Annotated in this window: 22 protein-coding genes; 5 read left to right on the forward strand and 17 right to left on the reverse strand. The window is 64.8% G+C overall.

Features of this window, described 5'->3' with window-relative positions; translation table 11 throughout:
- The first annotated feature begins 87 nt into the window (after positions 1-87).
- Positions 88-717 carry a glutathione S-transferase gene (locus M2395_RS23570; RefSeq protein WP_011063885.1) on the forward strand — a complete coding sequence of 210 codons (630 nt, stop codon included), beginning with the start codon at positions 88-90 and terminating at the stop codon, positions 715-717.
- Here M2395_RS23570 and M2395_RS23575 read toward each other — a convergent pair.
- The 5 genes from M2395_RS23575 to M2395_RS23595 form a co-directional block, all read right to left on the reverse strand.
- Positions 714-884 carry a hypothetical protein gene (locus M2395_RS23575; protein ID WP_158267418.1) on the reverse strand — a complete coding sequence of 57 codons (171 nt, stop codon included), beginning with the start codon at positions 882-884 and terminating at the stop codon, positions 714-716. The genes M2395_RS23570 and M2395_RS23575 overlap by 4 nt on opposite strands.
- Entirely contained in the window at positions 877-2,253 is a 1,377-nt protein-coding gene (gene creD / locus M2395_RS23580; protein ID WP_041120144.1) for a cell envelope integrity protein CreD, read from the reverse strand. The genes M2395_RS23575 and creD overlap by 8 nt, the downstream gene beginning before the upstream one ends.
- Before the next feature lie 91 nt (positions 2,254-2,344).
- On the reverse strand, positions 2,345-3,763 hold the full coding sequence (creC, locus tag M2395_RS23585) for a two-component system sensor histidine kinase CreC (RefSeq protein ID WP_053154265.1): 1,419 nt from the start codon (positions 3,761-3,763) through the stop codon (positions 2,345-2,347).
- On the reverse strand, positions 3,763-4,443 hold the full coding sequence (gene creB / locus M2395_RS23590; RefSeq protein ID WP_123431170.1) for a two-component system response regulator CreB: 681 nt from the start codon (positions 4,441-4,443) through the stop codon (positions 3,763-3,765). Before creB ends, creC begins: the two co-directional genes overlap by 1 nt.
- A gap of 59 nt (positions 4,444-4,502) precedes the next feature.
- Positions 4,503-5,003 carry an ATP-dependent zinc protease gene (locus tag M2395_RS23595; protein WP_011063889.1) on the reverse strand — a complete coding sequence of 167 codons (501 nt, stop codon included), beginning with the start codon at positions 5,001-5,003 and terminating at the stop codon, positions 4,503-4,505.
- Between the two features lie 237 nt (positions 5,004-5,240).
- Here M2395_RS23595 and M2395_RS23600 point away from each other — a divergent pair, with 237 nt between their 5' ends.
- Entirely contained in the window at positions 5,241-6,128 is an 888-nt protein-coding gene (locus tag M2395_RS23600; protein ID WP_011063890.1) for an acyltransferase, read from the forward strand.
- Here the strand turns inward: M2395_RS23600 and M2395_RS23605 are convergent, their stop codons facing one another.
- From M2395_RS23605 to M2395_RS23620, 4 genes are all read right to left on the reverse strand, one after another.
- Positions 6,129-7,286: a glutathionylspermidine synthase family protein gene (locus M2395_RS23605; protein ID WP_015637287.1), complete on the reverse strand. Its 1,158-nt coding sequence runs from the start codon at positions 7,284-7,286 to the stop codon at positions 6,129-6,131. It abuts the gene before it with no gap.
- Positions 7,283-7,987 carry a DUF1190 domain-containing protein gene (locus tag M2395_RS23610; RefSeq protein ID WP_123431060.1) on the reverse strand — a complete coding sequence of 235 codons (705 nt, stop codon included), beginning with the start codon at positions 7,985-7,987 and terminating at the stop codon, positions 7,283-7,285. Before M2395_RS23610 ends, M2395_RS23605 begins: the two co-directional genes overlap by 4 nt.
- Before the next feature lie 10 nt (positions 7,988-7,997).
- Positions 7,998-8,426, reverse strand: a complete 429-nt coding sequence (locus M2395_RS23615) for a DUF350 domain-containing protein (RefSeq protein ID WP_123431061.1) — start codon at positions 8,424-8,426, stop codon at positions 7,998-8,000.
- Positions 8,427-8,564: 138 nt separating this feature from the next.
- Complete coding sequence (locus tag M2395_RS23620; protein ID WP_011063894.1) at positions 8,565-9,131, reverse strand: DUF2780 domain-containing protein; 567 nt, start codon at positions 9,129-9,131, stop codon at positions 8,565-8,567.
- A 223-nt stretch (positions 9,132-9,354) separates the two neighbouring features.
- Between M2395_RS23620 and M2395_RS23625 the strand changes: the two genes are divergently transcribed.
- From M2395_RS23625 to M2395_RS23635, 3 genes are all read left to right on the forward strand, one after another.
- On the forward strand, positions 9,355-9,999 hold the full coding sequence (locus M2395_RS23625; RefSeq protein WP_011063895.1) for a sigma-70 family RNA polymerase sigma factor: 645 nt from the start codon (positions 9,355-9,357) through the stop codon (positions 9,997-9,999).
- Positions 9,996-10,670, forward strand: coding sequence for an anti-sigma factor domain-containing protein (locus M2395_RS23630; RefSeq protein ID WP_123431062.1), 675 nt, complete (start codon positions 9,996-9,998; stop codon positions 10,668-10,670). The genes M2395_RS23625 and M2395_RS23630 overlap by 4 nt, the downstream gene beginning before the upstream one ends.
- A 157-nt stretch (positions 10,671-10,827) precedes the next feature.
- On the forward strand, positions 10,828-11,412 hold the full coding sequence (locus M2395_RS23635; RefSeq protein WP_019094048.1) for a hypothetical protein: 585 nt from the start codon (positions 10,828-10,830) through the stop codon (positions 11,410-11,412).
- 197 nt (positions 11,413-11,609) lie between these two features.
- Here the strand turns inward: M2395_RS23635 and fdhA are convergent, their stop codons facing one another.
- From fdhA to M2395_RS23675, 8 genes are all read right to left on the reverse strand, one after another.
- Positions 11,610-12,809 carry a formaldehyde dehydrogenase, glutathione-independent gene (gene fdhA, locus M2395_RS23640; protein WP_011063898.1) on the reverse strand — a complete coding sequence of 400 codons (1,200 nt, stop codon included), beginning with the start codon at positions 12,807-12,809 and terminating at the stop codon, positions 11,610-11,612.
- A 170-nt stretch (positions 12,810-12,979) separates the two neighbouring features.
- A complete protein-coding gene (gene purU, locus M2395_RS23645; RefSeq protein WP_041752650.1) occupies positions 12,980-13,837 on the reverse strand; it encodes a formyltetrahydrofolate deformylase in 858 nt (285 codons plus the stop codon).
- 148 nt (positions 13,838-13,985) lie between these two features.
- Positions 13,986-14,618 (reverse strand): sarcosine oxidase subunit gamma, encoded by a 633-nt coding sequence (locus M2395_RS23650; protein ID WP_015637298.1) that lies wholly within the window; start codon positions 14,616-14,618, stop codon positions 13,986-13,988.
- Positions 14,619-14,755: 137 nt separating this feature from the next.
- Positions 14,756-17,773 carry a sarcosine oxidase subunit alpha gene (locus tag M2395_RS23655; RefSeq protein ID WP_015637299.1) on the reverse strand — a complete coding sequence of 1,006 codons (3,018 nt, stop codon included), beginning with the start codon at positions 17,771-17,773 and terminating at the stop codon, positions 14,756-14,758.
- Entirely contained in the window at positions 17,770-18,072 is a 303-nt protein-coding gene (locus M2395_RS23660; protein ID WP_011063902.1) for a sarcosine oxidase subunit delta, read from the reverse strand. Before M2395_RS23660 ends, M2395_RS23655 begins: the two co-directional genes overlap by 4 nt.
- Positions 18,073-18,086: 14 nt before the next feature.
- Positions 18,087-19,337 carry a sarcosine oxidase subunit beta family protein gene (locus tag M2395_RS23665; protein WP_011063903.1) on the reverse strand — a complete coding sequence of 417 codons (1,251 nt, stop codon included), beginning with the start codon at positions 19,335-19,337 and terminating at the stop codon, positions 18,087-18,089.
- Between the two features lie 23 nt (positions 19,338-19,360).
- Complete coding sequence (locus M2395_RS23670; protein ID WP_011063904.1) at positions 19,361-20,614, reverse strand: serine hydroxymethyltransferase; 1,254 nt, start codon at positions 20,612-20,614, stop codon at positions 19,361-19,363.
- A gap of 312 nt (positions 20,615-20,926) precedes the next feature.
- The gene (locus tag M2395_RS23675) at positions 20,927-21,667 is read right to left on the reverse strand and encodes a TraX family protein (RefSeq protein ID WP_123431063.1); all 741 of its coding nucleotides are present in this window, start codon (positions 21,665-21,667) and stop codon (positions 20,927-20,929) included.
- Positions 21,668-21,672: the final 5 nt, after the last annotated feature.

Below are 21,672 nucleotides of genomic sequence, written 5' to 3' on the forward strand. Positions count from 1 at the left end.
TCTGTACCGCCAATCGCCCCTGTGGCCAATGCCACAGGCTGCGCTAAGATCCCCGGGCTGCGAGACTTCCACCCGCGAGGAATATTCATGTCCACCCCAAGCATGACGCTGTTCCACAACCCGGCATCACCTTACGTACGCAAAGTCATGGTGCTGCTGCATGAAACCGGGCAGTTGAACCGGGTCGCCCTGCAAGCCAGCCAGTTGAGCCCGGTAGCTCCGGACGCCGCGCTGAACCAGGACAACCCCCTGGGCAAGATCCCCGCCCTGCGCCTGGACAACGGCCAGGTTCTGTACGACAGCCGGGTAATCCTCGACTACCTGGACCAGCAGCACGTCGGCAACCCGCTGATCCCCCGGGACGGCTCGGCCCGCTGGCGGCGCCTGACGCTCGCGGCCCTGGCCGACGGGATCATGGACGCCTCGGTACTGGTGCGCTACGAGCTGGCCCTGCGTGCCCCGGAAAAACACTGGGAACAGTGGCTCGACGGCCAGCGCGACAAGATCCGCCGAGCCCTGGCGGTGCTGGAAGCCGAAGCGATTGCCGAACTGGCCAGCCACTTCGATATTGCCGCCATCAGCGTTGCCTGCGCCCTGGGCTACCTGGATTTCCGCCACCCCGACCTGGAATGGCGCCAGGACCATCCCCAACTGGCCGCCTGGTACTTCGAGATCAGCCAGCGCCCGTCGATGCTGGCGACCCGGCCGCCGGTCTAATCGGTCAGGCGATCGGGCCTCTTCGCCGGCAAGCCGGCTCCTGCAGCACGGGGCATGGCTTGCTGGCGTACCAGCCACCAGGCATCGAGCGGAAACAACTGGCCGATGCGCTGCGCCAGATGCTCCCGCTGGCGCTGATCCTCACGCAAACCCAATGACCTACTCATGGACGGCCTCCAGATCGAACTGCAAAGGCTGCGCTGCCTTGCGCTGGCCAATGCCATACCAGTCCAGCTTGCGGGTCAGCACCATGAACACGCCCAACAGCCCGAACAGCAGCAGCGAGCCCATCAGCAGCGCGTAATCCTCGGCGCTGAGCAGGCCATAGAGCAGGCCGTACAAGGCCGCCAGCGCGATCGCGAACAGCGCGCCGTTACGCCAGCTGTGCAGCACATGGCTGACATAGAAGCCGATCAGCCCCACACAGGCTGCCGCCGACACGCCATAGGCCAGCGCAAAGCCCAGGTGCTCCGATAGCGACAGCAGCAACAGGTAGAAGAACGCCAGGGCCACGCCCACCAACCCGTACTGGATCGGGTGCACCGACAGGCTCTTGAGTACCTCGAAGAGAAAGAAGCCGGCGAAGGTCAGGCCGATGAACAGCAAGGCGTATTTGATGGCCCGGTCGCTCTTCAGGTACTGGTCCACCGGGTCGATGAAACTCACGCCGAAGCTGCGGCCGTTGAAGTCCTGGCATTGCGTGCCGAATGCGCAACGCTCCATGGCCTGTTCCAGGTTGGTGGAGAAAAACGAGGTCTGCCAGATGGCTGAAAAGCCCTGCTCGGTCACTTCACGCTGCACCGGCAGGTAGTTGCCGATAAAGCTCGGGTGCGGCCAGTTGGCCGTCAGCAGGACCTTGCTGGTCTTGCCCACCGGCAGCACCTGCAACTGGCCGGTGCCCTGCAGGCGCAGGTCGAAGGCGAAATCCAGGCGGGTGTTCTTTTTCAGGTCCAGGGGCGGCAGCAGCACATGCACGCCTTCATCCAGCCAACTGACAAAGGTGCCCGGGGCGAAGTCCAGGGTCTGGCCGTTGAGTTGCAGTTGCAGGGCGTTCTCGATGCCGCGGATATCGCTGATGCCCACCGCCAGGAAGGGCTGGTCGAACTGGTAGTCGGCAAAATCTTCCTTGATCCCGTATTGCTCGGGCACGGCGAAATGGCCGCTGATGTGGTTGTCGGCGTGGAACAGCCGAGCCTCGTAGATGCCCCGGGCACGCAGCTCGGTCTGGGCCTTGCCGTCCAGCTCGAAGTGTTCCGGCAGGAAGAACATGCGCCCTTGCTCCTCGCCGATTTCCTGATAGCGCTTCTTGGTCTTTTCGTCGGTCTTCCAGGTGCGCACGGTCTTGCGGTAATCCACCACCATCACCGGGCCGCGGATCTGCTGCTGGGTGCTGGAGCTGCGGGCAATATCGTCGAGCACGCCGTCGCGCAGGCTCTGGCGCTCGCTGATCAGGCCGCTGATCATCAGCAGCGGTATCAGCAACAGCAGGATCAACAGGCCAATGGCCCCGAGTTTGAAGGTCAGGTTGCGGTTCATGAGGCTCTCCCGGTTCGAATGGAGGAGAGTCTGGAACGCGGCTATGGGGGTTTTATGGAAGCAATGTGGAGAGTCTGTGGAGAATCCCCGCTCAGGGCAGGCGCAAGGTCACCTGCACCCCGCCCGGAACGTTGTCGATACGCATCCGGCCGCCATGCAACTGCACCACTTCCTCGACGAAGTTCAGCCCCAGGCCGGTGCTCTTGCGTCCGCTGTCCGGGCGCGGCAGGGAATAGAACCGCTCGCACAGGCGCGGCAGGGCATAGTCCGGAATCGGCTCGCCCTGGTTGAACAGCACCAGCTCCACGCCCTCCTCCACAGGTTGCGCGCTGCAACGCAACAGGCCGCCCACGGGGCTGAAGTCCAGGGCATTGGTCAGCAGGTTGCCCAGGGCCTGGCGCAGCAGGAACGGCTCGCCGGACCAGGCCAGGTCCGCTGGCACCTGAAGTTCCACCTGCAGTTGCTTGCCTTCGATACGCCCGTGCTGGCTGTTCAGCAGCTCCTTGCACAACGGCGCCAGGGGCACATTCACCCGCTCTTCCAGGCCCTGGCGCTGCTCCACCTGCGCCAGGTTCAGCAGGCGCTCGATCAACTGCTGCATGCGCGCGCTTTCGCTGTCGATATTGCCGACGAAACGCTGGCGCTGTTCCAGGGGCATTTCGCCCTGCAGCAGCTCCGCCGCCCCGCGAATCGCCGCCAGGGGGCTTTTCAGTTCGTGGGTCAGGGTATGCACGTAGCGCTCGACGTAGGCCTTGCCTTCGAGCTGGGTGCGCATGTGTTCCACCGCCGTGGCCAACTGCTCCATTTCACCGCCGCGATAGTGCGGCAACTCGGCCCGGCGCCCTTCGCTGACCGCCAGGGCATAGGCGGTCATGCGCCGCAGCGCGGCGCTCAGCCACCAGGACAGCAAGGCACCGAACAGCAGGCCCATGGCGATCAGCCCGGCGCCGTACCACAGCAGGCGCCGCTCGGTGCGGTCGACATAGGGCTGCAGGGAACTGTTGGGCTTGGCCACAGTGACCACGCCGATGATCTGGCCGTTGTCGCGGATCGGCGCACCCACGTGCATCACCGAGGAATTGGGATCGTCGGCCAGCGAGCGCGACGAGCGCGCGCCGTACTGGCCGCGCAGGGTCAGGTACACGTCGTTCCAGCGCGAATAGTCCTGGCCCACCGCCAGACCGCTGGAATCCAGGACCACGATGCCCTTGGCGTCGGTCACGTAGATGCGGTGGTTGACCTGATTCTTCGGCAGGCCCCAGATGGTCGCCGCCGGTTGCCGCTCGCCATAGGCACGCAACAGCTGCGGCCAGCGGTTCTCGCTGAGGGTGCCGGCCTTGAAGTCATCCCGCAGGATCTCCGCCAGCAGGTTGGCGGTGTCCACCAGGGTTTCCTCGGTGGACTGGCGGACCCCGGGACGAATCTCCTTCATCACCGTGCTCAGCACGAAATAGCCGGTCAGGCTGATGAACAGCAAATAGACCAGGAAGATCCGCAGCCCCAAGGTCATCAGGCGTGGCTCGGGCTGTAGCTGTAGCCCAGGCCGCGATGGGTCTGGATCGGTTCGGCCTGGGCCGCCACCAGGCGCAGCTTGGCCCGCAGGCTTTTGATATGGCTGTCGATGTTGCGCTCATAGCCCACATCCGCCATTACCCCCAGGGCGTCCAGCAACTGCTCGCGGCTGAACACCCGCTCGGGCTGTTCCAGCAGGCATTGCAGCAGGCGGAACTCATGCCGGGTCAGGCTCAGGGGCTGGCCACGGTAACTGATCTGCACCCGCTCAGGGTCAATCACGAACAACGCCGCGACCGCCTCGGGAGCCGCCCGCGGGACCATGCGCTTGAGGATCGCCTTGACCCGCGCCGCCACTTCCCGCGGGCTGAAGGGCTTGACCACATAATCGTCGGCACCGATTTCCAGGCCCACCACCCGGTCGATCTCGCCGTCCCGGGCACTGAGGAACATCACCGGCACCTCGCTGAAGCGCCGCAGTTGCTTGCAGGTTTCGAAGCCGCTGATATCCGGCAGGCCGATGTCGAGGATGATCAGGTCCGCCGGGCTCGCCTGTTGATGCTCCAGGGCCGCACGGCCCAGGCTCAGCCAGGTGGTAGTGAAGCCTTCGCCTTGCAGGGCAAAGATCAGGGTGTCGGCAATCGCCGCTTCGTCTTCGACAATCAGGATATGGGGCATGGCATCCAAGCACGCAAATTCAGTGTGCGAACGGTGCCGGATGCCTGGTAAGTCGTCAATCAGCAGTCGGGTTTATCGGCGGTATAACGCCGCGCCGGGTTCACCGCCGCACCGAATTCGCGCAGGGCCTTGGCGCCAATCAGCAGCGGGTAGTTGAAGCTGCTGCGGTCGGTGAGGTTGACCTCCACCGTGCGCTTGACGTTGCCCAGGCACATTTCCAGTTCCACCACCGGGCGCTTGGCCGCCTGCGGCTCTTCCCGGTCATCGTCCTCGTCGGAACGGCTCTTGATCTTGCTGATGCGCGCCACCTTGTGTTCGTAGACCTTGCTGCCAGCGTCCTTGGTGGCCAGGCGGAAGCGCACCCAGTCCTCGCCATCGCGGGTGAAGGTCTGGATATCCTTGGCCGACAGCGAAGCGGTCAGGGCCCCGGTGTCCATCTTGGCTTGCAGGGTTTCGCCGATTTCCGGCAGGCGGATGTATTCGTAACGGCCATACAGGGTCGGCTCGGCAGCCATCACCGGCAGCGCCAACAGAGACACAAGAGCAAGGACAGATTTCACGACGGTGGATTCCTTGAAGAAAGTGGGCAGCGGGATTTTAGACCGCTGCCAACGAATTGGTTCTACCCGAGCCCCGTAGGAGTCGGCTTGCCGGCGAAAGGGCCCCGATAGACACCCCAGCCAATTGCCACCCACCCTACCCGCCCCCAGGTGAAACATTCGTCAGCACACTAGAATTTGGCCTGCCCGCCGAAGCTGCTTATCATGGCGCGCCCAAAAGATTGCAAAGAGTGCCTTATGCGCCGCCTGCTCACCGGCTGTTTCGTCACCCTGCTCCTGCTGCTCAACACCCTGGTGCTGTTCGGCCCGTTGATGGTGTTCGCCCTGCTCAAGCTGGTCCTGCCCGGGCGCCTGCGTGACTACGCCTCGGCCGCGGTGATGTGGATCGCCGAGACCTGGGCCGAGATCGACAAGCTGATCTTCGCCCTGTGCATCCCCACCCGCTGGGACATACGCGGCGGCGAGGGCCTGCGGGTCGACACCTCCTACCTGGTGGTGAGCAACCACCAATCCTGGGTCGACATCCCGGCCCTGATCCAGACCCTCAACCGGCGCACGCCGTTCTTCAAGTTCTTCCTCAAGAAGGAACTGATCTGGGTGCCGTTCCTGGGGCTGGCCTGGTGGGCCCTGGACTACCCCTTCATGAAGCGCTACAGCAAGGCCTTCCTGGCCAAGCACCCGGAACTGCAAGGCAAGGACCTGGAAATCACCAAGGCTGCCTGCGAGCTGTTCAAGCGCCAGCCGGTGACCGTGGTCAACTACCTGGAGGGCACCCGCTTCACCCCGGCCAAGCGCCAGCAGCAGGGCTCGCCCTTCCAGCATCTGCTCAAGCCCAAGGCTGGCGGCGTGGCCTTTGTCCTCGCGGCCATGGGCGAACAGCTGGACGCCATGCTGGATGTCACCGTGGTCTATCCCCAGGAACGCATTCCCGGTTTCTGGGACCTGATCTGCGGCAGCGTGCCCAAGGTGATCATCGACATCCGCACCCGCGAACTGGACCCCGCGCTGTGGCAGGGCGATTACGAAAACGACCCGGCGTTCCGCCAGCAGGTGCAGGACTGGGTCAACCGGCTGTGGACCGACAAGGACCAGCGCATCAGCGAGTTGCTGGGCGAAAGCCGCTGATCAATCGCTGATCACGTGGGGCAGGAAGCGGCTGCTGTCCTTGGTGATCGGCGAGTTGTCCTCACGAATGCCGATACCCGCCGGCTGGTCCCCGATCACCCAACTGCCGATCACCGTGTGGTTGCCGGCAAACACCGGCAAGGGGTGGAACTGCTGGCGGATGCAGGGCCCGCCGCCGTAGGGCCCGGCCTCGATCAAATGCTCGCCGCCTTCGGTGCAGATTTCCACATTGGCGCCCTCTCGGGAAAAGAACGGCTTGCGCACCCACCCCGGGCCCAGGCTGGCGGCGGGGTCGTCGTCGATAAACGCCGGCAGCAGGTTCGGGTGCCCCGCATGCCGTTCCCAGAGCAGGGCCAGCGCGCCCTTGTTGGAGAGAATGGCTTTCCACGGCGGCTCGACAAACTGCGTGCGGCTGCCGGCAATGGCCGGGCCAAAGGCTTCGTTGAACAGGTGCTCCCAGGGGTAGAGCTTGAACAGGCTGTCGATGGGGGTGCCCAGCAGGTCGACGAAACGCCCGCCGGCATTCAGGCCGATGTCCTCGATGTCGAGCAACCGCGTCCCCAGGCCAGCCTGACGGGCAATGTCGCGCAGGTATTCGACCGTGCCGCGGTCTTCGAGCGAATCCCTGACCGAGGCAAAGTGCATCGGCGACTTGAAGCCGCCCTGGACGAAGGCCTGGAGCAGCTTGTCCTCGATGCTGTTGAACTGGTCGCAGCCGGCCGGCAATTGCCCGCGCTGCATCTGCTGTTCGAGCCAGACGTACTGGAAGAAGCTCGCCTCGTACAGCGAGGTCGGCGTGTCGTAGTTGGTTTCCAGGAGCTTGGCCGGGCCGGTGCCGTCGTAGCACAGGTCCATGCGCCCATAGAGGTGGGGGTCGCCCTGCTTCCATGACTGGCGGATCAACTCATGAAAGGCCGCAGGGATAGCCAGGCGCTCCAGCAGTTCCTCGCTGTCCACCACCTCGGCCACCAGGGCCATGCACAGCTCGTGCAGTTCCTGGGTCGGGTCTTCCAGGTCGTCCTCGATCTGCCGCAGGCTGAAGCGGTAGTAGGCCGACTCGTCCCAGTAAGGCTCACCGTCGAAGGTGTGGAAGGCAAAACCCAGTTGCTCCGCCGTGGCTTGCCAGTCCGCACGCGGTGTGCTGGGGATGCGCTTCAAGAACCGAAGCTCCAACTGCTGCGGCTGGAGGAGCCGAAGCCGCTGCGGCTGACCACTTCATGGGCGCCGGCCAGCGGGTTGCCGGCGCTGGTGAAGTGTTCCGGGCTGGATATCCCGAAGCGCCCGCCACTGGCGCCAGAGAAGGTCTTGCCAGCCTCCACCTGCTGGCTGAGGGTGCTCAGCTGGGTACCGCCACGACCATCGCGCTGCTTGTACAGGGCCTCGCTGAAATAGCGCGGTTCAGGGGTCGAATCCAGGCCGATCCAGCGCCAGAAGCGCGAGCCCGAGCTGGAGCCACCACCACCACCACCACCACCACCACCACCACCACTGGAGCTGGTCTGTTGTTCTTCTTCGGGCTTGTCCGGCACCGTGCGCTGGGAGGTCAGGGCAAAACCGCTGGAAATCGGTACATAGGCTCGGTTATCGCGCGAGACCATGCAGTTGGCGGTGACGAAATCCTCCTCGCAACGTTGCAGGTCCAGGTAACGCGGGGCCACACGCTCCCCACGCTCGCGGGCGTCATCGCGGGCGGCCTGGCAAATGGCGGACGGAATCTGTGCCCGTTCGCATTCGCTGACGCTGCTGAAATTCTGGGTCTGGCGCACTTCCCGGGTCGCCTGGGACTGGCCGTCACAGGCGGCCAGGGCAAACGGCACGCTGCCCAGCAACACCAGGCGCACGCTCTTGCTGCGTTTCATGGCCGCGCCCTCAGACCGAAGGGGTCATGCAGGCCGCGTTCAGCAGGCCGACACCGACAGAAACCGATGCCACCAGGATGGCCGCCGCGTACTCCTGGCTGGCAATGCGCTGGGACAGGCCCTTGAGGGTCAGGCTGACCACAAAGAACGCCAGCAGCTGCACCACCGCGGCGATGCCGGCCCAGAGCAGGAAGTCGATGATCGAGATTGAATGGGAAATAGCGCTGGCCACCGGAATGGCAAAACCCAGCAAGGCACCGGACAGGGCGATGGAAGCCGCGCTGTTGCCCTCGCGGATCAGGGCGAATTCGTTATAGGGGGTCAGGCGCGTATAGATGAACGCATAGAGGGCAAAGACCAGGGCCGCGCCCAGCATGTAGAGCATGAAACCGAGCACCGCATCGGCGGGCAGAGACATCTTCAGTGCATCCATGAACATCGCGTTCAAGCTTCCTTGGAAAACGGGGCGCGAGATATAGCACAGGCCCGATTCGGCGAAAACTCCGGGAAAGGTAAAGACCAGGATTGCAGGAAACTGGGAGGGCCCCGGCGCGCCAGGCGCCGGGGCCGGAGCGCGCTACTTGGCCACGCCCCAGATGCCGCTCAGGCTTTGCAGCAGGGAGCCGCCAACGCCCTGCTGGCCCAGGTACTGCAGGATCACCGGCGCAAACTGGCCGATCATGCCGCTGTCCATGCCCAGGGCGCCGAAGGCGTTGTTCAGGTCATTGGTGTCCTTGACGTCGCCCAGGGCGCTGTCCAGGCCCTTGGTCTGCCCGGACGACTGGCCCAGCAGGCCGCTCAGGGCACCCAGGCTGCCCAGGGCGTTGCTGCCCGAGAGCTTGTCCAGGCCCGGGACACTTTTGCTCAACTGGGAATAGTCGGTGCTGCTCAACTGGTTCTTCGCCAGGCCAAGCATGGCGCCCGTACCGCCGATGGCTTGCTGGGGAGTGACATTCAGTTGCGAACCCAGGGCTCCGAGCAGGCCGGCGGTCTGGGAAGTGGGGGCCGCGGCGGCAGCCTTGTCGCCGCCCTGCATGCCGGAAATGGCATTGGCCGCGTCGTTCAGGCTGAAACCGCCGGCCAGGGCCGAACCGGCTGCCAGGGTCATCAGGGTAGCCAAGGCGAAACCGCGTGGAATATTCATCGAAACAACCTCATGGGGCAGGAAACCACCCGTGTTCGGATGGCTGGAAAACAGCCTTTTGACTGAAGCTTCGGGCGAATGTTCCGAAAGTGACGCAGCGGCGCCCGCACCCTGTGGATTTTAGTCGAGAATCACGCATCCACGGCTCGCCGCTCTGCGTATATGCAGCAACGACGACCGGCGCAGGCACATCGGCACCGGCCGTAGCAGGAGGTCGCAACCCGTGAATGGAACAACCGCCCACCCTGGACTACCCTCTGGCTGGATCGACCGTTGCCAGCCGTGGTCCATTCATTTGCCACCTGCCTGGAGAACCGCCATTTCCGCTCTCGACCCCGATCAACTGCGGCACTTGCTGGCCCAGTGCTCACTGGGCGATCGCCGCGCCTTCGAAACCCTGTACCGCAGCGTTGCCCCGTACCTGAATGGGGTGGCCCTGCGCTTCATGGGCCGCCGCGACCTGGCCGAGGAGGTGCTGCAGGAAAGCTTCGTGCGCATCTGGAACAACGCCGTGCGCTACCAGCCGCACCTGTCCGCCCCCCTGACCTGGATGATCAACATCACCCGCAACCAGGCCATCGACCAACTGCGCAAGCACCGCGAGCGGCCCCTGGGCGAGGGGGAGCAGCAGCAACTGATGGACGACGCCCCCTCGGCCCACGAACAACTGGACAGCGCCCGCCAGGCCCGGGCCCTGAACCGCTGCCTGGAAAGCCTGGAGGGCATGCAACGCCAGTCCATCACCGTGGCCTACTTCCAGGGCCTGTCCTGCTCCGAACTGGCCGAGCAGCTGGCCGCGCCCCTGGGCTCGGTCAAGTCCTGGATCCGCCGCGGCATGGAACGCCTGCGCAGGTGCCTTGAATCATGAATTATCGAACCCCCGAACGGCGCCGCGCCCTCGCCGCCGACTACGCCATCGGCCTGATGCAGGGCGCCGCGCGCCGGCGCTTCGACATGCTCCTGCTGGACGACCCGGCCCTGCGCGAGGAACTGGCGCAGTGGCAGGAGAGCCTCGCCAGCCTGACCGCAGGCCTGCCCGAGCAGGAAGTGCCGGAGCATGTGTGGCAAGGCATCCAGGCGCGTATCCAGCCCCAGGTCCTGCACATGCCGCAGAAAAACCCGCTGTGGATGCGCCTGCGCCTGGCGATCGCCGCCTGCGCCGTGCTGGCCACCCTGTACATCGGCTTTATCCGGCAGGACGACCAGGTGCGCTACAGCGCCACCCTGCTCAGCGCCGACCAGCAACCGGCCTTGCAGATCAAGGCCCACGCCCAGTACCTGCAGGTGGAACCCCTGACCCTGACCGCCATCGGCCTGGACCGCAGCCTGGAACTCTGGGCGATTCCTGCCGATGGCAAGCCTATTTCCCTGGGCGTGGTACCGGTGGGCGGCAAGGGCCGGATCAACCTGAGCCCGGCCCAACGCGACCTGCTGGGTACCCCGATCGCCCTGGCGGTGAGCCTGGAACCCCACGGCGGCTCGCCTACTGGGCAACCCACCGGGCCGGTGCTGTACCAGGGGCAATTGGCGGCGCTCTGACGGGAATCTTCGCCGGCAAGCCGGCTCCTGCAAGGCTTGTGTAGGAGCTGGCTTGCCAGCGAAGCCGCCAACGCTAAACTGCCCTGCCCACTCACCAGCAGGGTCTGCGCCAGCCCCGGGTTGCCGCGCAAGCCCCCCGCACCTTCCGGCACTTGCAGTGAAACGATCTCCAATCAGAACGGCCCTCTACAGCTGCATCGCCCTGGCCCTGGCCATCCCCCTCGTCATCTGGATCATCGGCCGCCCCATCGACGGCAACCGTTGCTCGGACGCAGCCCATGCCACCGGCCCCCTGACCGAGGTCATCAGCCAGTACTTCCAGGAGACCCACGGCGCCGATTGGCAAGAGGAGATCCACTCACTGATCATTCTCGAAGTCCCGGCGGCCCAGACCCTGGCTCGCCAGCCCCAGGCCCATTACTGCGAAGCCCTGGGCCTGCTGGAAAACCCGCAACGAGCGCCCACGGAAAAATTCCATACCGCCGTGCTGATGCTCTCGCTGCCCATCGGCTACTACCTGGATTTCATGGACCGCATTCACCAGTTGTATCAGCGCGGGCTCATCGACCAATCCGTCCTGAGCATGGTGCTTTTCCCAAGAGGCACGGCGCTCAACTACTGGTGGCTGCCCCAGTGGCGATCGCGTTTCCAGCGGGATGCGCCAGGCGTGTTTAGCGAGGCCGCCGCGCAGTACATCCTCAGTGGAGAACACTGGGTCGACTACCCGGGCAAGGGTTTCTGACTCGATATCGGCAGCGCCCGACGCAGGATCGCCACGCAAGGTCCTGCGGACCTTTGCGCAGCCTCGCAAGCTCGACAGCGGCTACAGGGGGGTGTTTTTAGCCACGGGGTACGAAGTGCTCGCGGCGGTCTCGGGCTTATGCCACAACGCAAAAGGGCGACCCGTGGGTCGCCCTTTTTCTTCTATCGCCTCAAGTCTCAGGCAGCACTGAACAGCTTGTGCGGATCGATAACAAATTTCTTCGGCACGCCGGCATCGAACTCGCCATAGCCGCGCGGGGCGTCGTCGAGGCTGATGACTTCAACCCCTACCACGTCGGCAATGTTGATGCGGTCCCACATGATGGCCTGCATCAGTTGGCGGTTGTATTTCATCACCGGGGTCTGGCCGGTGTGGAAGCTATGGGACTTGGCCCAGCCCAGGCCGAAGCGGATGCTCAGGCTGCCCATCTTCGCCGCGGCGTCCACGGCGCCCGGGTCTTCGGTGACGTACAGGCCGGGGATACCGATCTTGCCCGCCACCCGCACCACGCCCATCAGCGAGTTGAGCACGGTGGCCGGGGCTTCGTGCTGGGCACCGGCATGGCCGTGGCCACGGGCTTCGAAGCCCACGGCGTCCACTGCGCAGTCGACTTCCGGCTCACCAAGCAAATCGGCGATCTGTTCGTGCAGCGGGGTGTCCTTGGACAGGTCGGCAATTTCAAAACCCTGGGCCTTGGCGTGGGCCAGGCGTACCGGGTTGACGTCACCGACGATCACCACCGCCGCCCCCAGCAGGCGCGCGGAAGCGGCAGCCGCCAGGCCGACCGGGCCGGCACCGGCCACATAAACGGTGCTGCCCGGGCCAACGCCAGCGGTGACGGCGCCGTGATAACCGGTGGGCAGGATGTCGGAGAGGCAAGTCAGGTCGCGGATCTTCTCCATGGCCTTGTCGCGGTTCGGCAGTTTCAGCAGGTTGAAGTCGGCGTAAGGCACCAGCACATACTCGGCCTGGCCGCCGGTCCAGTCGCCCATGTCGACGTAGCCATAGGCACCGCCGGCGCGAGCCGGGTTGACGGTCAGGCAGACCCCGGTGTGCTGTTCCTTGCAGGAGCGGCAGCGCCCGCACGCCACGTTGAAGGGCACCGAGACCAGGTCGCCGATCTTCAGGTTCTCGACGTCGCTGCCCTTCTCGATCACCTCGCCGGTGATTTCATGGCCCAGCACCAGGCCGACCTGGGCGGTGGTACGACCACGGACCATGTGCTGGTCCGAACCGCAGATGTTGGTGGAGACCACGCGCAGGATGACGCCGTGCTCAATCTTCCTGCCGCGCGGGTCCTGCATTTTTGGATAGTCGATTTTCTGTACCTCGACCTTGCCGCTGCCCAGATACACGACACCACGATTACCAGACATGCTTTCACCTCGCTGTTGTTGTTATGGAACCGCGTAACCCAAAGGGGAAACACGTGGATTGCTCGGGTACAGATGCTGTTTCGTTTTCAAAATCGCTTTCGCGCGAACAGGCGCAACGCCTGTAGGAGCGAGCTTGCTCGCGAAGGGCTGCGCAGCAGCCCCGGGAATCATCAGAGCACCACCGTCCGGTTGCCGTTCAGGAACACCCGCCGCTCGATGTGATAACCCACCGCCCGGGCCAGGGTCAGGCCCTCGATATCCCGGCCCTTGGCGATCAGGTCCTCGGGGTAATAGCTGTGGTCCACCACCTCCACGCCCTGGGCGATGATCGGGCCTTCGTCCAGGTCGTTGTTGATGTAGTGCGCCGTGGCTCCCACCAGTTTCACCCCCTTGTTGTAGGCCTGGTGATAAGGCTTGGCGCCCTTGAAGCCCGGCAGCAGCGAGTGGTGGATGTTGATGGCCTTGCCATCGAGCTTGCGGCACAGCTCCGGCGACAGCACTTGCATGTAGCGGGCAAGGATCACCAGTTCGGCGCCGGAGTCCTCGATCACCTGCCACACCTGACGCTCCTGGGACGGCTTGTCGTTGGGGTCTAGGGGGAAGTGGTGGTAGGGAATCTGGTGCCAGTCGGCCAGGGGCTTGAGGTCCGGGTGGTTGGACACCACCGCCACCACGTCCATGGGCAACTGGCCGATGCGCTGGCGGTAGAGCAGGTCGTTGAGGCAGTGGTCGGCCTTGGAGACCATGATCACCACCTTCGGCCGGTAGTGCGGCGCGGTCAGTTCGAAGTTCATCTCGAAGGCCTTGGCCCGCTGCGCCAGACCATCGCGAAAGCCCTGTTCGTCGAGGCCGTCGGGCTGGCGAAACTCCACGCGAATGAAGAAGCGGCCCGAGAGCCGGTCATCGAAGGAGTGGTGCTCGGTGACGTAGCAGCCCTGCTCGAACAGAAAGCGGGTCACCGCGTCCACCGTGCCGAGCACGCTGGGGCAGTCGGCGGTGAGAATCCATGTATCGGGGGCGCGGCTCATGCGGGATAACTCCTGTTCGTTGGGGCAACCGCAGCGCGGTCGATTCTCTGTAGGAGCGAGCTTGCTCGCGAAAAATCCAAGGGCGCTGTGGTCTTCCGGAAAATCCATCCTTCGCGAGCCAGCTCGCTCCTACCAAGCCAAGCTGGGTTCAGGCCTGGACACTCAGGCCATATTCGGCCGCGGCATCCTGCAGCCACATCCACCAGTAATCGGAGAAGCTACGGCGCACCAGCAACTCCCAGGTGTCTTCGCCGGTACGGCGGATCACCAGTTGCGACTTGGCGAACACCGTGCCCACTGCCTTGCCCACCGGGAAGTTGTTGGGGTGCACGTCGTAGCTGGTGGACTTCATCAGCACCTGACGCACGTTGGGGCCGGACAGTTCGAGGATCTGCTGGCCGCCGCTGACGTTGACGATCTGGATATGCAGGTCGCCCAGGGCGGCGCGCAGGTTCTGCTCGGCGGCGAACTCTTCGCCGCTGGGCACAATCAGCAGCCACTCATCCGGACCCAGCCATTGCAGGCTGGATTCACCCTTGACCACCACGCTCAGGGCACCCGGCAACTCGATGCCCAGGGCCTTGTGCACGCCGGCGGCGAAGGCCGGATCGTGGCCGTCGCCACGGATCGTCAGGTGGCCGAGGAGTTTTTTCTCGCGCAGGGTCACCCCGGCGTTCTTGCGGCCCTTGCCCACCAGGCTCGGCAGGTCGGCGTGGTGCAACGACGACTCGGCCTTGGCCCCGGTGGTGGGGCGCTGTTGGTAAACGTTGACTGCGGTCATAGAGCACCTGTCCTGAATTCTGTTGATAACGCCAGCCCTGTGGGGAGGCGGCTGTCGGCGAAGAGGCGCTTGGGCCTTGTGCCGGCCCTAAGGCCGCCTTCGCCGGCAAGCCGGCTCCTACATGAGCGTGTTGTGCCTTAGATGTTCTGGCGGTCGCCTTTGGGGTCGAAGAACACCGAGGAAACGATTTCCGCCTCGATCACCCGGCCATCGGCCAGCGGTGCGAAGACCCGCTCGCCCAGGCGCTTGAGCCCCCCCTTGACCACACCCAGGGCGAAGGAATAACCCAGGGAGTTGTGGGCATAGCTGGAGGTCACGTGGCCCACCATGCTCATCGGGATCGCCTGCTTGGGGTTGAACACCAGTTGCGCACCTTCCGGCAGCCACTGGGTCGGGTCGATCGGCTTGAGGCCCACCAGTTGCTTGCGCTGCTCGCGCACGCAGTCTTCACGGTTCATGCCGCGCCAGCCGATCCAGGAGAACGGCTTGGTCCGGCCCACGCACCAGCCCATGTTCAGGTCGTCCGGGGTCATGGAGCCGTCGGTGTCCTGGCCGACGATGATGAAGCCCTTCTCGGCCCGCAGCACGTGCATGGTCTCGGTGCCGTAGGGGGTCAGGTTGTACTTCTTGCCGGCCTCGACGATCTGCTCCAGCACGCCCATGGCGTAGTCGGCCTGGACGTTGACCTCGTAGGACAGCTCGCCGGTGAACGAGATACGGAACACCCGCGCCGGTACGCCACCCACCAGGCCTTCCTTCCAGGTCATGAACGGGAAGCCGTCCTTGTCCAGGTCGATGTCGGTGACTTCGCTCAGCAGCTTGCGGCTGTTGGGCCCGGACAGGGTCATGGTGGCCCAGTGGTCGGTGACCGAGGTGAAGTACACCTTGAGGTCCGGCCATTCGGTCTGCTGGTAGATCTCCAGCCACTGCAGCACGCGGGCCGCGCCGCCGGTGGTGGTGGTCATCAGGAAGTGGTTGTCGGCCAGACAGGCAGTGACGCCGTCGTCGAAGACCATGCCGTCTTCCTTGCACATCAGGCCGTAGCGGGCCTTGCCCACGTCGAGCTTGGTCCAGGCGTTGGTGTAGATGCGGTTGAGAAACTCCCGGGCGTCCGGGCCCTGGATGTCGATCTTGCCCAGGGTCGAGGCGTCCAGCAGGCCGACGCTGTCGCGCACGGCCTGGCATTCGCGCTTGACCGCGGCATGCAGGTCTTCGCCGTTTTTCGGGAAGTACCAGGGGCGTTTCCACTGGCCGACGTCTTCGAACTCGGCGCCATTCTTCACATGCCAGGCATGCAGCGCGGTGAAGCGCACCGGCTCGAAGATGTGCCCGCAGTGCCGGCCAGCCACGGCGCCGAAGGTGATCGGCGTGTAGTTCGGACGGAACATGGTGGTGCCCATCTGCGGAATGCTGACGTTCAGCGAACGGGCGGCAATGGCCAGGCCGTTGACGTTGCCCAGCTTGCCCTGGTCGGTGCCGAAGCCCAGGGCGGTGTAGCGCTTGACGTGTTCCACCGACTCGAAGCCCTCGCGGGTCGCCAGTTCGATGGCGGCGGCGGTGACGTCGTTCTGCAGGTCGACGAATTGCTTCGGCGCACGCGCCGTGCCTTTTTCGTGGGGCACCTGGAACAGCGCCAGGGTCGGTTCTTCAAGACGGGCCAGGGCCTTGGGCAGAACGCCCTCAACGGCCTGGAAACCGGCTTCACTGGCGGCGCGCACACCGCCTTCGAAACCGTCGGCCAGGGTATCGCCGAGGCTGTAGACGCCGTTGATGCCACCGACGCACACACGCTTCTGCGGCGCTTCACCGGGCACGAAACCGAGGATGTCTTCGCGCCACACCGGCTTGCCGCCCAGGTGCGAGGCCAAGTGCACCACCGGGCTGTAGCCGCCGGAGCTGGCGATCAGGTCGCAGTCGAGCCATTCGCCGGGGCTGGTGACCTTGTGTGCCTTGACGTCGATGGCCGCTACACGCGCGCCGGTCACGTGCTTGCTGCCTCGGGCCTCGATCACCGCGCTGGAGGTGAGGATGCGAATACCCTTGGCCCGGGCTTCTTCCACCAGGGCGCCGCGCGGGTTGTGCCGCGCATCGGCGATGGCCACCACTTGCAGGCTGGCGTCGAGCCAGTCCAGGGCCACACGGTAGGCGTGGTCGTTGTTGGTGGACAGCACCAGTTTCTTGCCCGGGGCCACGCCGTAGCGCCGCACATAGGTGGAGACCGCGCCAGCCAGCATGTTGCCCGGCACATCGTTGTTGCCGTAGACCAGCGGCCGCTCATGGGCGCCGGTGGCCAGCACCACGCGCTTGGCGCGGACCCGGTGGATGCGCTGGCGTACCTGGCCGATGGGCGCGCGGTCGCCGAGGTGATCGGTGAGGCGCTCGTGAATGGTCAGGAAGTTGTGGTCGTGGTAGCCGTTGACCGTGGCCCGCGGCAGCAGCAACACATCCGGCAGCGACTGGAGTTCGGCAACCACACTGGCCACCCACTCCGCCGCCGGCTTGCCGTCCAGGCTCTCGCGGCTGTCCAGCAGGGTACCGCCGAACTCTTCCTGCTCGTCGGCCAGGATCACCCGGGCGCCACTGCGGGCCGCTGCCAGGGCGGCGGCAAGGCCCGCGGGGCCGGCGCCGACGATCAGCACGTCGCAGTGCTGGTTCATGTTGTCGTAGGTGTCCGGATCGTTCTCGGTGGGCGAGCGACCGAGGCCCGCCGCCTTGCGGATGTACTTCTCGTAGGTCATCCAGAACGATTGCGGGTACATGAAGGTCTTGTAGTAGAAGCCCGGCGGCATCAGCTTGCCGCCGACCTTGCCGAGAATCCCCATCATGTCGTTGTTGACGCTGGGCCAGCCGTTGGTGCTGGTGGCGACCAGGCCCTGGTACAGCGCCTGCTGGGTGGCGCGCACGTTGGGGATCTGGGTGGCTTCGGTGGCACCGATCTGCAGCACCGCGTTGGGCTCCTCGCAGCCTGCGGCGAAGATGCCCCGGGGCCGGGAGTACTTGAAGCTGCGGCCGATGATGTCCACGCCGTTGGCCAGCAGGGCCGAGGCCAGGGTGTCGCCCTCAAAACCCTTGTAGCTCTGGCCGTTGAAGGTGAAGGTCAGGACCTTGTTGCGGTCGATGCGTCCGCCGTTGGACAGGCGATTGGTCTGGCTCATACCTTCTCTCCAGCAGCCTTGGCGGTGAATTGCGGCTTGGTGCCGATCTTGTAGGTCTCAAGAATTTCGTAGGTGACGGTGTCGCGGGTAGCGTTGAAGTACTGGCGGCAACCGGCGGCGTGGATCCACAACTCGTGGTGCAGGCCGCGAGGGTTGTCGCGGAAGAACATGTAGTCGCCCCACTCCTCGTCGGTGCAGGCGTTGGGGTCCAGGGGCCGTGGAATATGCGCCTGGCCGGACGAATGGAATTCCTCTTCGGAGCGCAGCTCGCCGCAGTGAGGACAGAAGATATGCAACATAGGTAGTTGTCCTTTTAGTGGGCGACCGCAGCAGCGCCGTGTTCGTCGATCAGCGCGCCGTTGTGGAAACGGTCGATGGAGAAAGGGGCGGCCAATGGATGCATCTCGCCCTTGGCGAGGCTTGCGGCAAACACGTTGCCCGAACCCGGGGTGGCCTTGAAGCCGCCGGTGCCCCACCCGCAGTTGAAGAACATGTTCGGCACCGGAGTCTTGGAAATGATCGGGCAGGCGTCCGGGCTGGTGTCGACGATGCCGCCCCACTGGCGGTTCATGCGCACACGGGAGAGGACCGGGAACATCTCGACGATGGCCTGGATGGTGTGCTCGATCACCGGGTAGGAACCGCGCTGGCCGTAGCCGACCCAGCCGTCGATACCGGCGCCGATCACCAGGTCGCCCTTGTCCGACTGGCTGATGTAGCCGTGCACCGCGTTGGACATGATCACGCTGTCGATGATCGGTTTGATCGGCTCCGACACCAGCGCCTGCAGCGGGTGGGATTCGATCGGCAGGCGAAAACCCGCGAGCTTGGCCATGTGCCCGGAGTTGCCGGCGGTGACCACCCCGACGCGCTTGGCACCGATAAAGCCCTTGTTGGTCTCGACGCCGATGCACACGCCGTTTTCCTTGCGAAAACCGATGACTTCGGTCTGCTGGATCAGGTCCACGCCCAGGGCGTCGGCGGCGCGGGCAAAGCCCCAGGCCACGGCGTCGTGACGGGCCACGCCGCCGCGGCGCTGGACCGTGGCGCCGAGCACCGGGTAGCGAGTGTTCTTCGAGCAGTCCAGGTAGGGGATCTCGTCCGCCACCTGCTGGGTGTTGAGCAGTTCGCCGTCGATGCCGTTGAGCCGGTTGGCGCTGACCCGGCGCTCGGAATCACGGATGTCCTGCAGGGTATGGCACAGGTTGTAGACCCCGCGCTGGGAGAACATCACGTTGTAGTTGAGGTCCTGGGACAGGCCTTCCCACAACTTCATCGCATGCTCGTAGAGCTGCGCCGACTCGTCCCACAGGTAGTTGGAACGCACGATGGTGGTGTTGCGCGCGGTGTTGCCGCCGCCCAGCCAGCCCTTCTCCACCACCGCGACATTGGTGATGCCGTGTTCCTTGGCCAGGTAGTAGGCGGTGGCCAGGCCATGCCCGCCGCCGCCGACTATGACCACGTCATAGACTTTCTTCGGGGTCGGGGTGCGCCACATGCGCTGCCAGTTTTCATGGTGGCTGAGAGAGTGCTTGAAGAGGCCGAAGCCCGAATAGCGTTGCATAGTCATTGCTCCAGTTGCGGCTCTCAGCGGTAAACCGGGAAATCAGCACACAGGGCCGCCACCTGACGGGCGACATTGGCCTCGACGTCGGCATCGCCGAGGTGGTCGAGAATGTCGCAGATCCAGCCCGCCAGTTCGGTGCACTGGGTGACCTTGAAACCGCGGGTGGTGACCGCCGGGGTGCCGATGCGCAGGCCGGACGTGACAAACGGCGACTGCGGGTCGTTGGGCACGGCGTTCTTGTTCACGGTGATGTGGGCGCGGCCCAGGGCGGCATCGGCATCCTTGCCGGTCAGGCCCTGGCGAATCAGGCTGACCAGGAACAGGTGGTTGTCGGTGCCGCCGGACACTACATCGTAGCCGCGTTTGATAAACACGCCGGCCATGGCCTGGGCGTTGTCGATCACTTGCTGCTGATAAGCCTTGAAGCCAGGTTCCAGCGCTTCCTTGAAGCACACCGCCTTGGCCGCAATCACATGCATCAGCGGACCGCCCTGGGCACCCGGGAACACGGCAGCGTTGAGTTTCTTCTCGATCTCTTCGTTGGCCTTGGCCAGGATCAGCCCGCCACGGGGACCGCGCAGGGTCTTGTGGGTGGTGGTAGTGACCACGTCGGCATAGGGCAGCGGGTTGGGATACAGACCGGCGGCCACCAGCCCGGCGACGTGGGCCATGTCGACGAACAGCAGCGCCCCGACCTTGTCGGCGATCTGCCGGAAGCGCGGGAAGTCCAGGGTCTTGGAGTAGGCCGAGAAGCCGGCGACGATCATCTTCGGCTTGTGTTCCACGGCCAGGCGCTCGACTTCGTCGTAGTCGATCAACCCGGTGCGGGTGTCGATGCCGTACTGCACCGCGTTGTACAGCTTGCCCGAGGACGACACCTTGGCCCCGTGGGTCAGGTGGCCGCCATGGGCCAGGCTCATGCCGAGGATGGTATCGCCGGCCTGCAGCAGGGCCAGGTACACCTCGCTGTTGGCCGAAGAACCGGAGTGCGGCTGGACGTTGGCGTAGTCGGCACCGAACAGTTGCTTGGCGCGCTCGATGGCCAGGGCCTCGACCTTGTCCACGTGCTCGCAGCCACCGTAGTAGCGCTTTCCCGGATAGCCTTCGGCGTACTTGTTGGTCAGCCCGCTGCCTTGCGCCTGCATCACCCGCTTGCTGGTGTAGTTTTCCGACGCGATCAGCTCGATGTGATCTTCCTGGCGTTGTTCCTCGGCATTGATGGCCGCCAGCAGTGCATCGTCGTAACCCTGGATCTGGTCTTGCTTGCTGAACATCACGTCTCTCCCAGCGGCGGCGGTGCGCCTTTCGTCTCGGTGAGGCGAGCCTTACAGCTACGCCCTTTGGATGCGATGGTATGACCGGGAAGGGGAACTCAAATGCCTATGGACGCCACGCAAAGGTGCGTTTACGACATGCCCTGGCGTGCGGAGATAAATGCCTGCCCGCACCACCCGCCAACGGCTCTGGATCGGGCCTGTCCTTCCCCCACAACGCAACGCTCTCTGCCGTAGGAGCCGGCTTGCCAGCGAAGAGGCCCGCAAGCCGGGCGCAAACCCTCACGGGCGCCTTCGCCGGCAAGCCGGCTCCTACAGGGCTGCGCGCAGGGCCAGCAGCAGGAGAAAGTGCGCCGGGTACAGCAGGTAGGCCCAGCGGCGCATGGCCGGCACCGACCTGCCACGCAGCCCCCGCAGCAGCATCAGCCCCAGCCACGGCGCCAGCAGACAAGCGGCAATACCGCAGGTCGCCACCTGATTGCCCAGGCGCGCCGCCCGGAACAAGGTTTCCCATTGATTGGCCGCCAGGCACAGCGCCCCAGGCAGCAGGCTGAAATACCAGGGCCGGCGCAACACCAGTACCAGGGCCAGCGGCAGCAACACCCCGAAGGCGCCGAACATCAGCCGCTCGCTGAAAACCACCGCCAGCAGCAAGGCCAGCAGGCCAAGCCCCAGGTCCAGGCCTCTGCGCCGCTGCCAGCCGCGAGCCACCAGCAGGCCCAGGGCCAGGGTGGGCAACACATTCAAGGTATCGGGGCCGGGAATGAACAGACGATAGGGAATCTCGCTCAGCAGGCTGAACAGCAGCAACCAGCCCAGGTAGCGCCATGGGCCGGGCCGGCGGTCGATTTCATCCCTGGCCCGGGTCAGGTTCACCGCCATGGCCAGGCAGAACCAGGGAAACGCCAGGCGCCCGGGTACGTAAAACCAGTCCAGGCTCAGGCCCACATAACGCAGGTGATCGAGGACCATGCTCAGCAGCGCCAGCCATTTCAGCGCATCCAGCGCCCCGTCGCGCCGGGCAGTGTCGGGTTTCAGCATCGCGTCACGCATAAATC

It is taken from the genome of Pseudomonas sp. BIGb0176 (assembly GCF_024810175.1).
Classification (GTDB): domain Bacteria; phylum Pseudomonadota; class Gammaproteobacteria; order Pseudomonadales; family Pseudomonadaceae; genus Aquipseudomonas; species Aquipseudomonas protegens.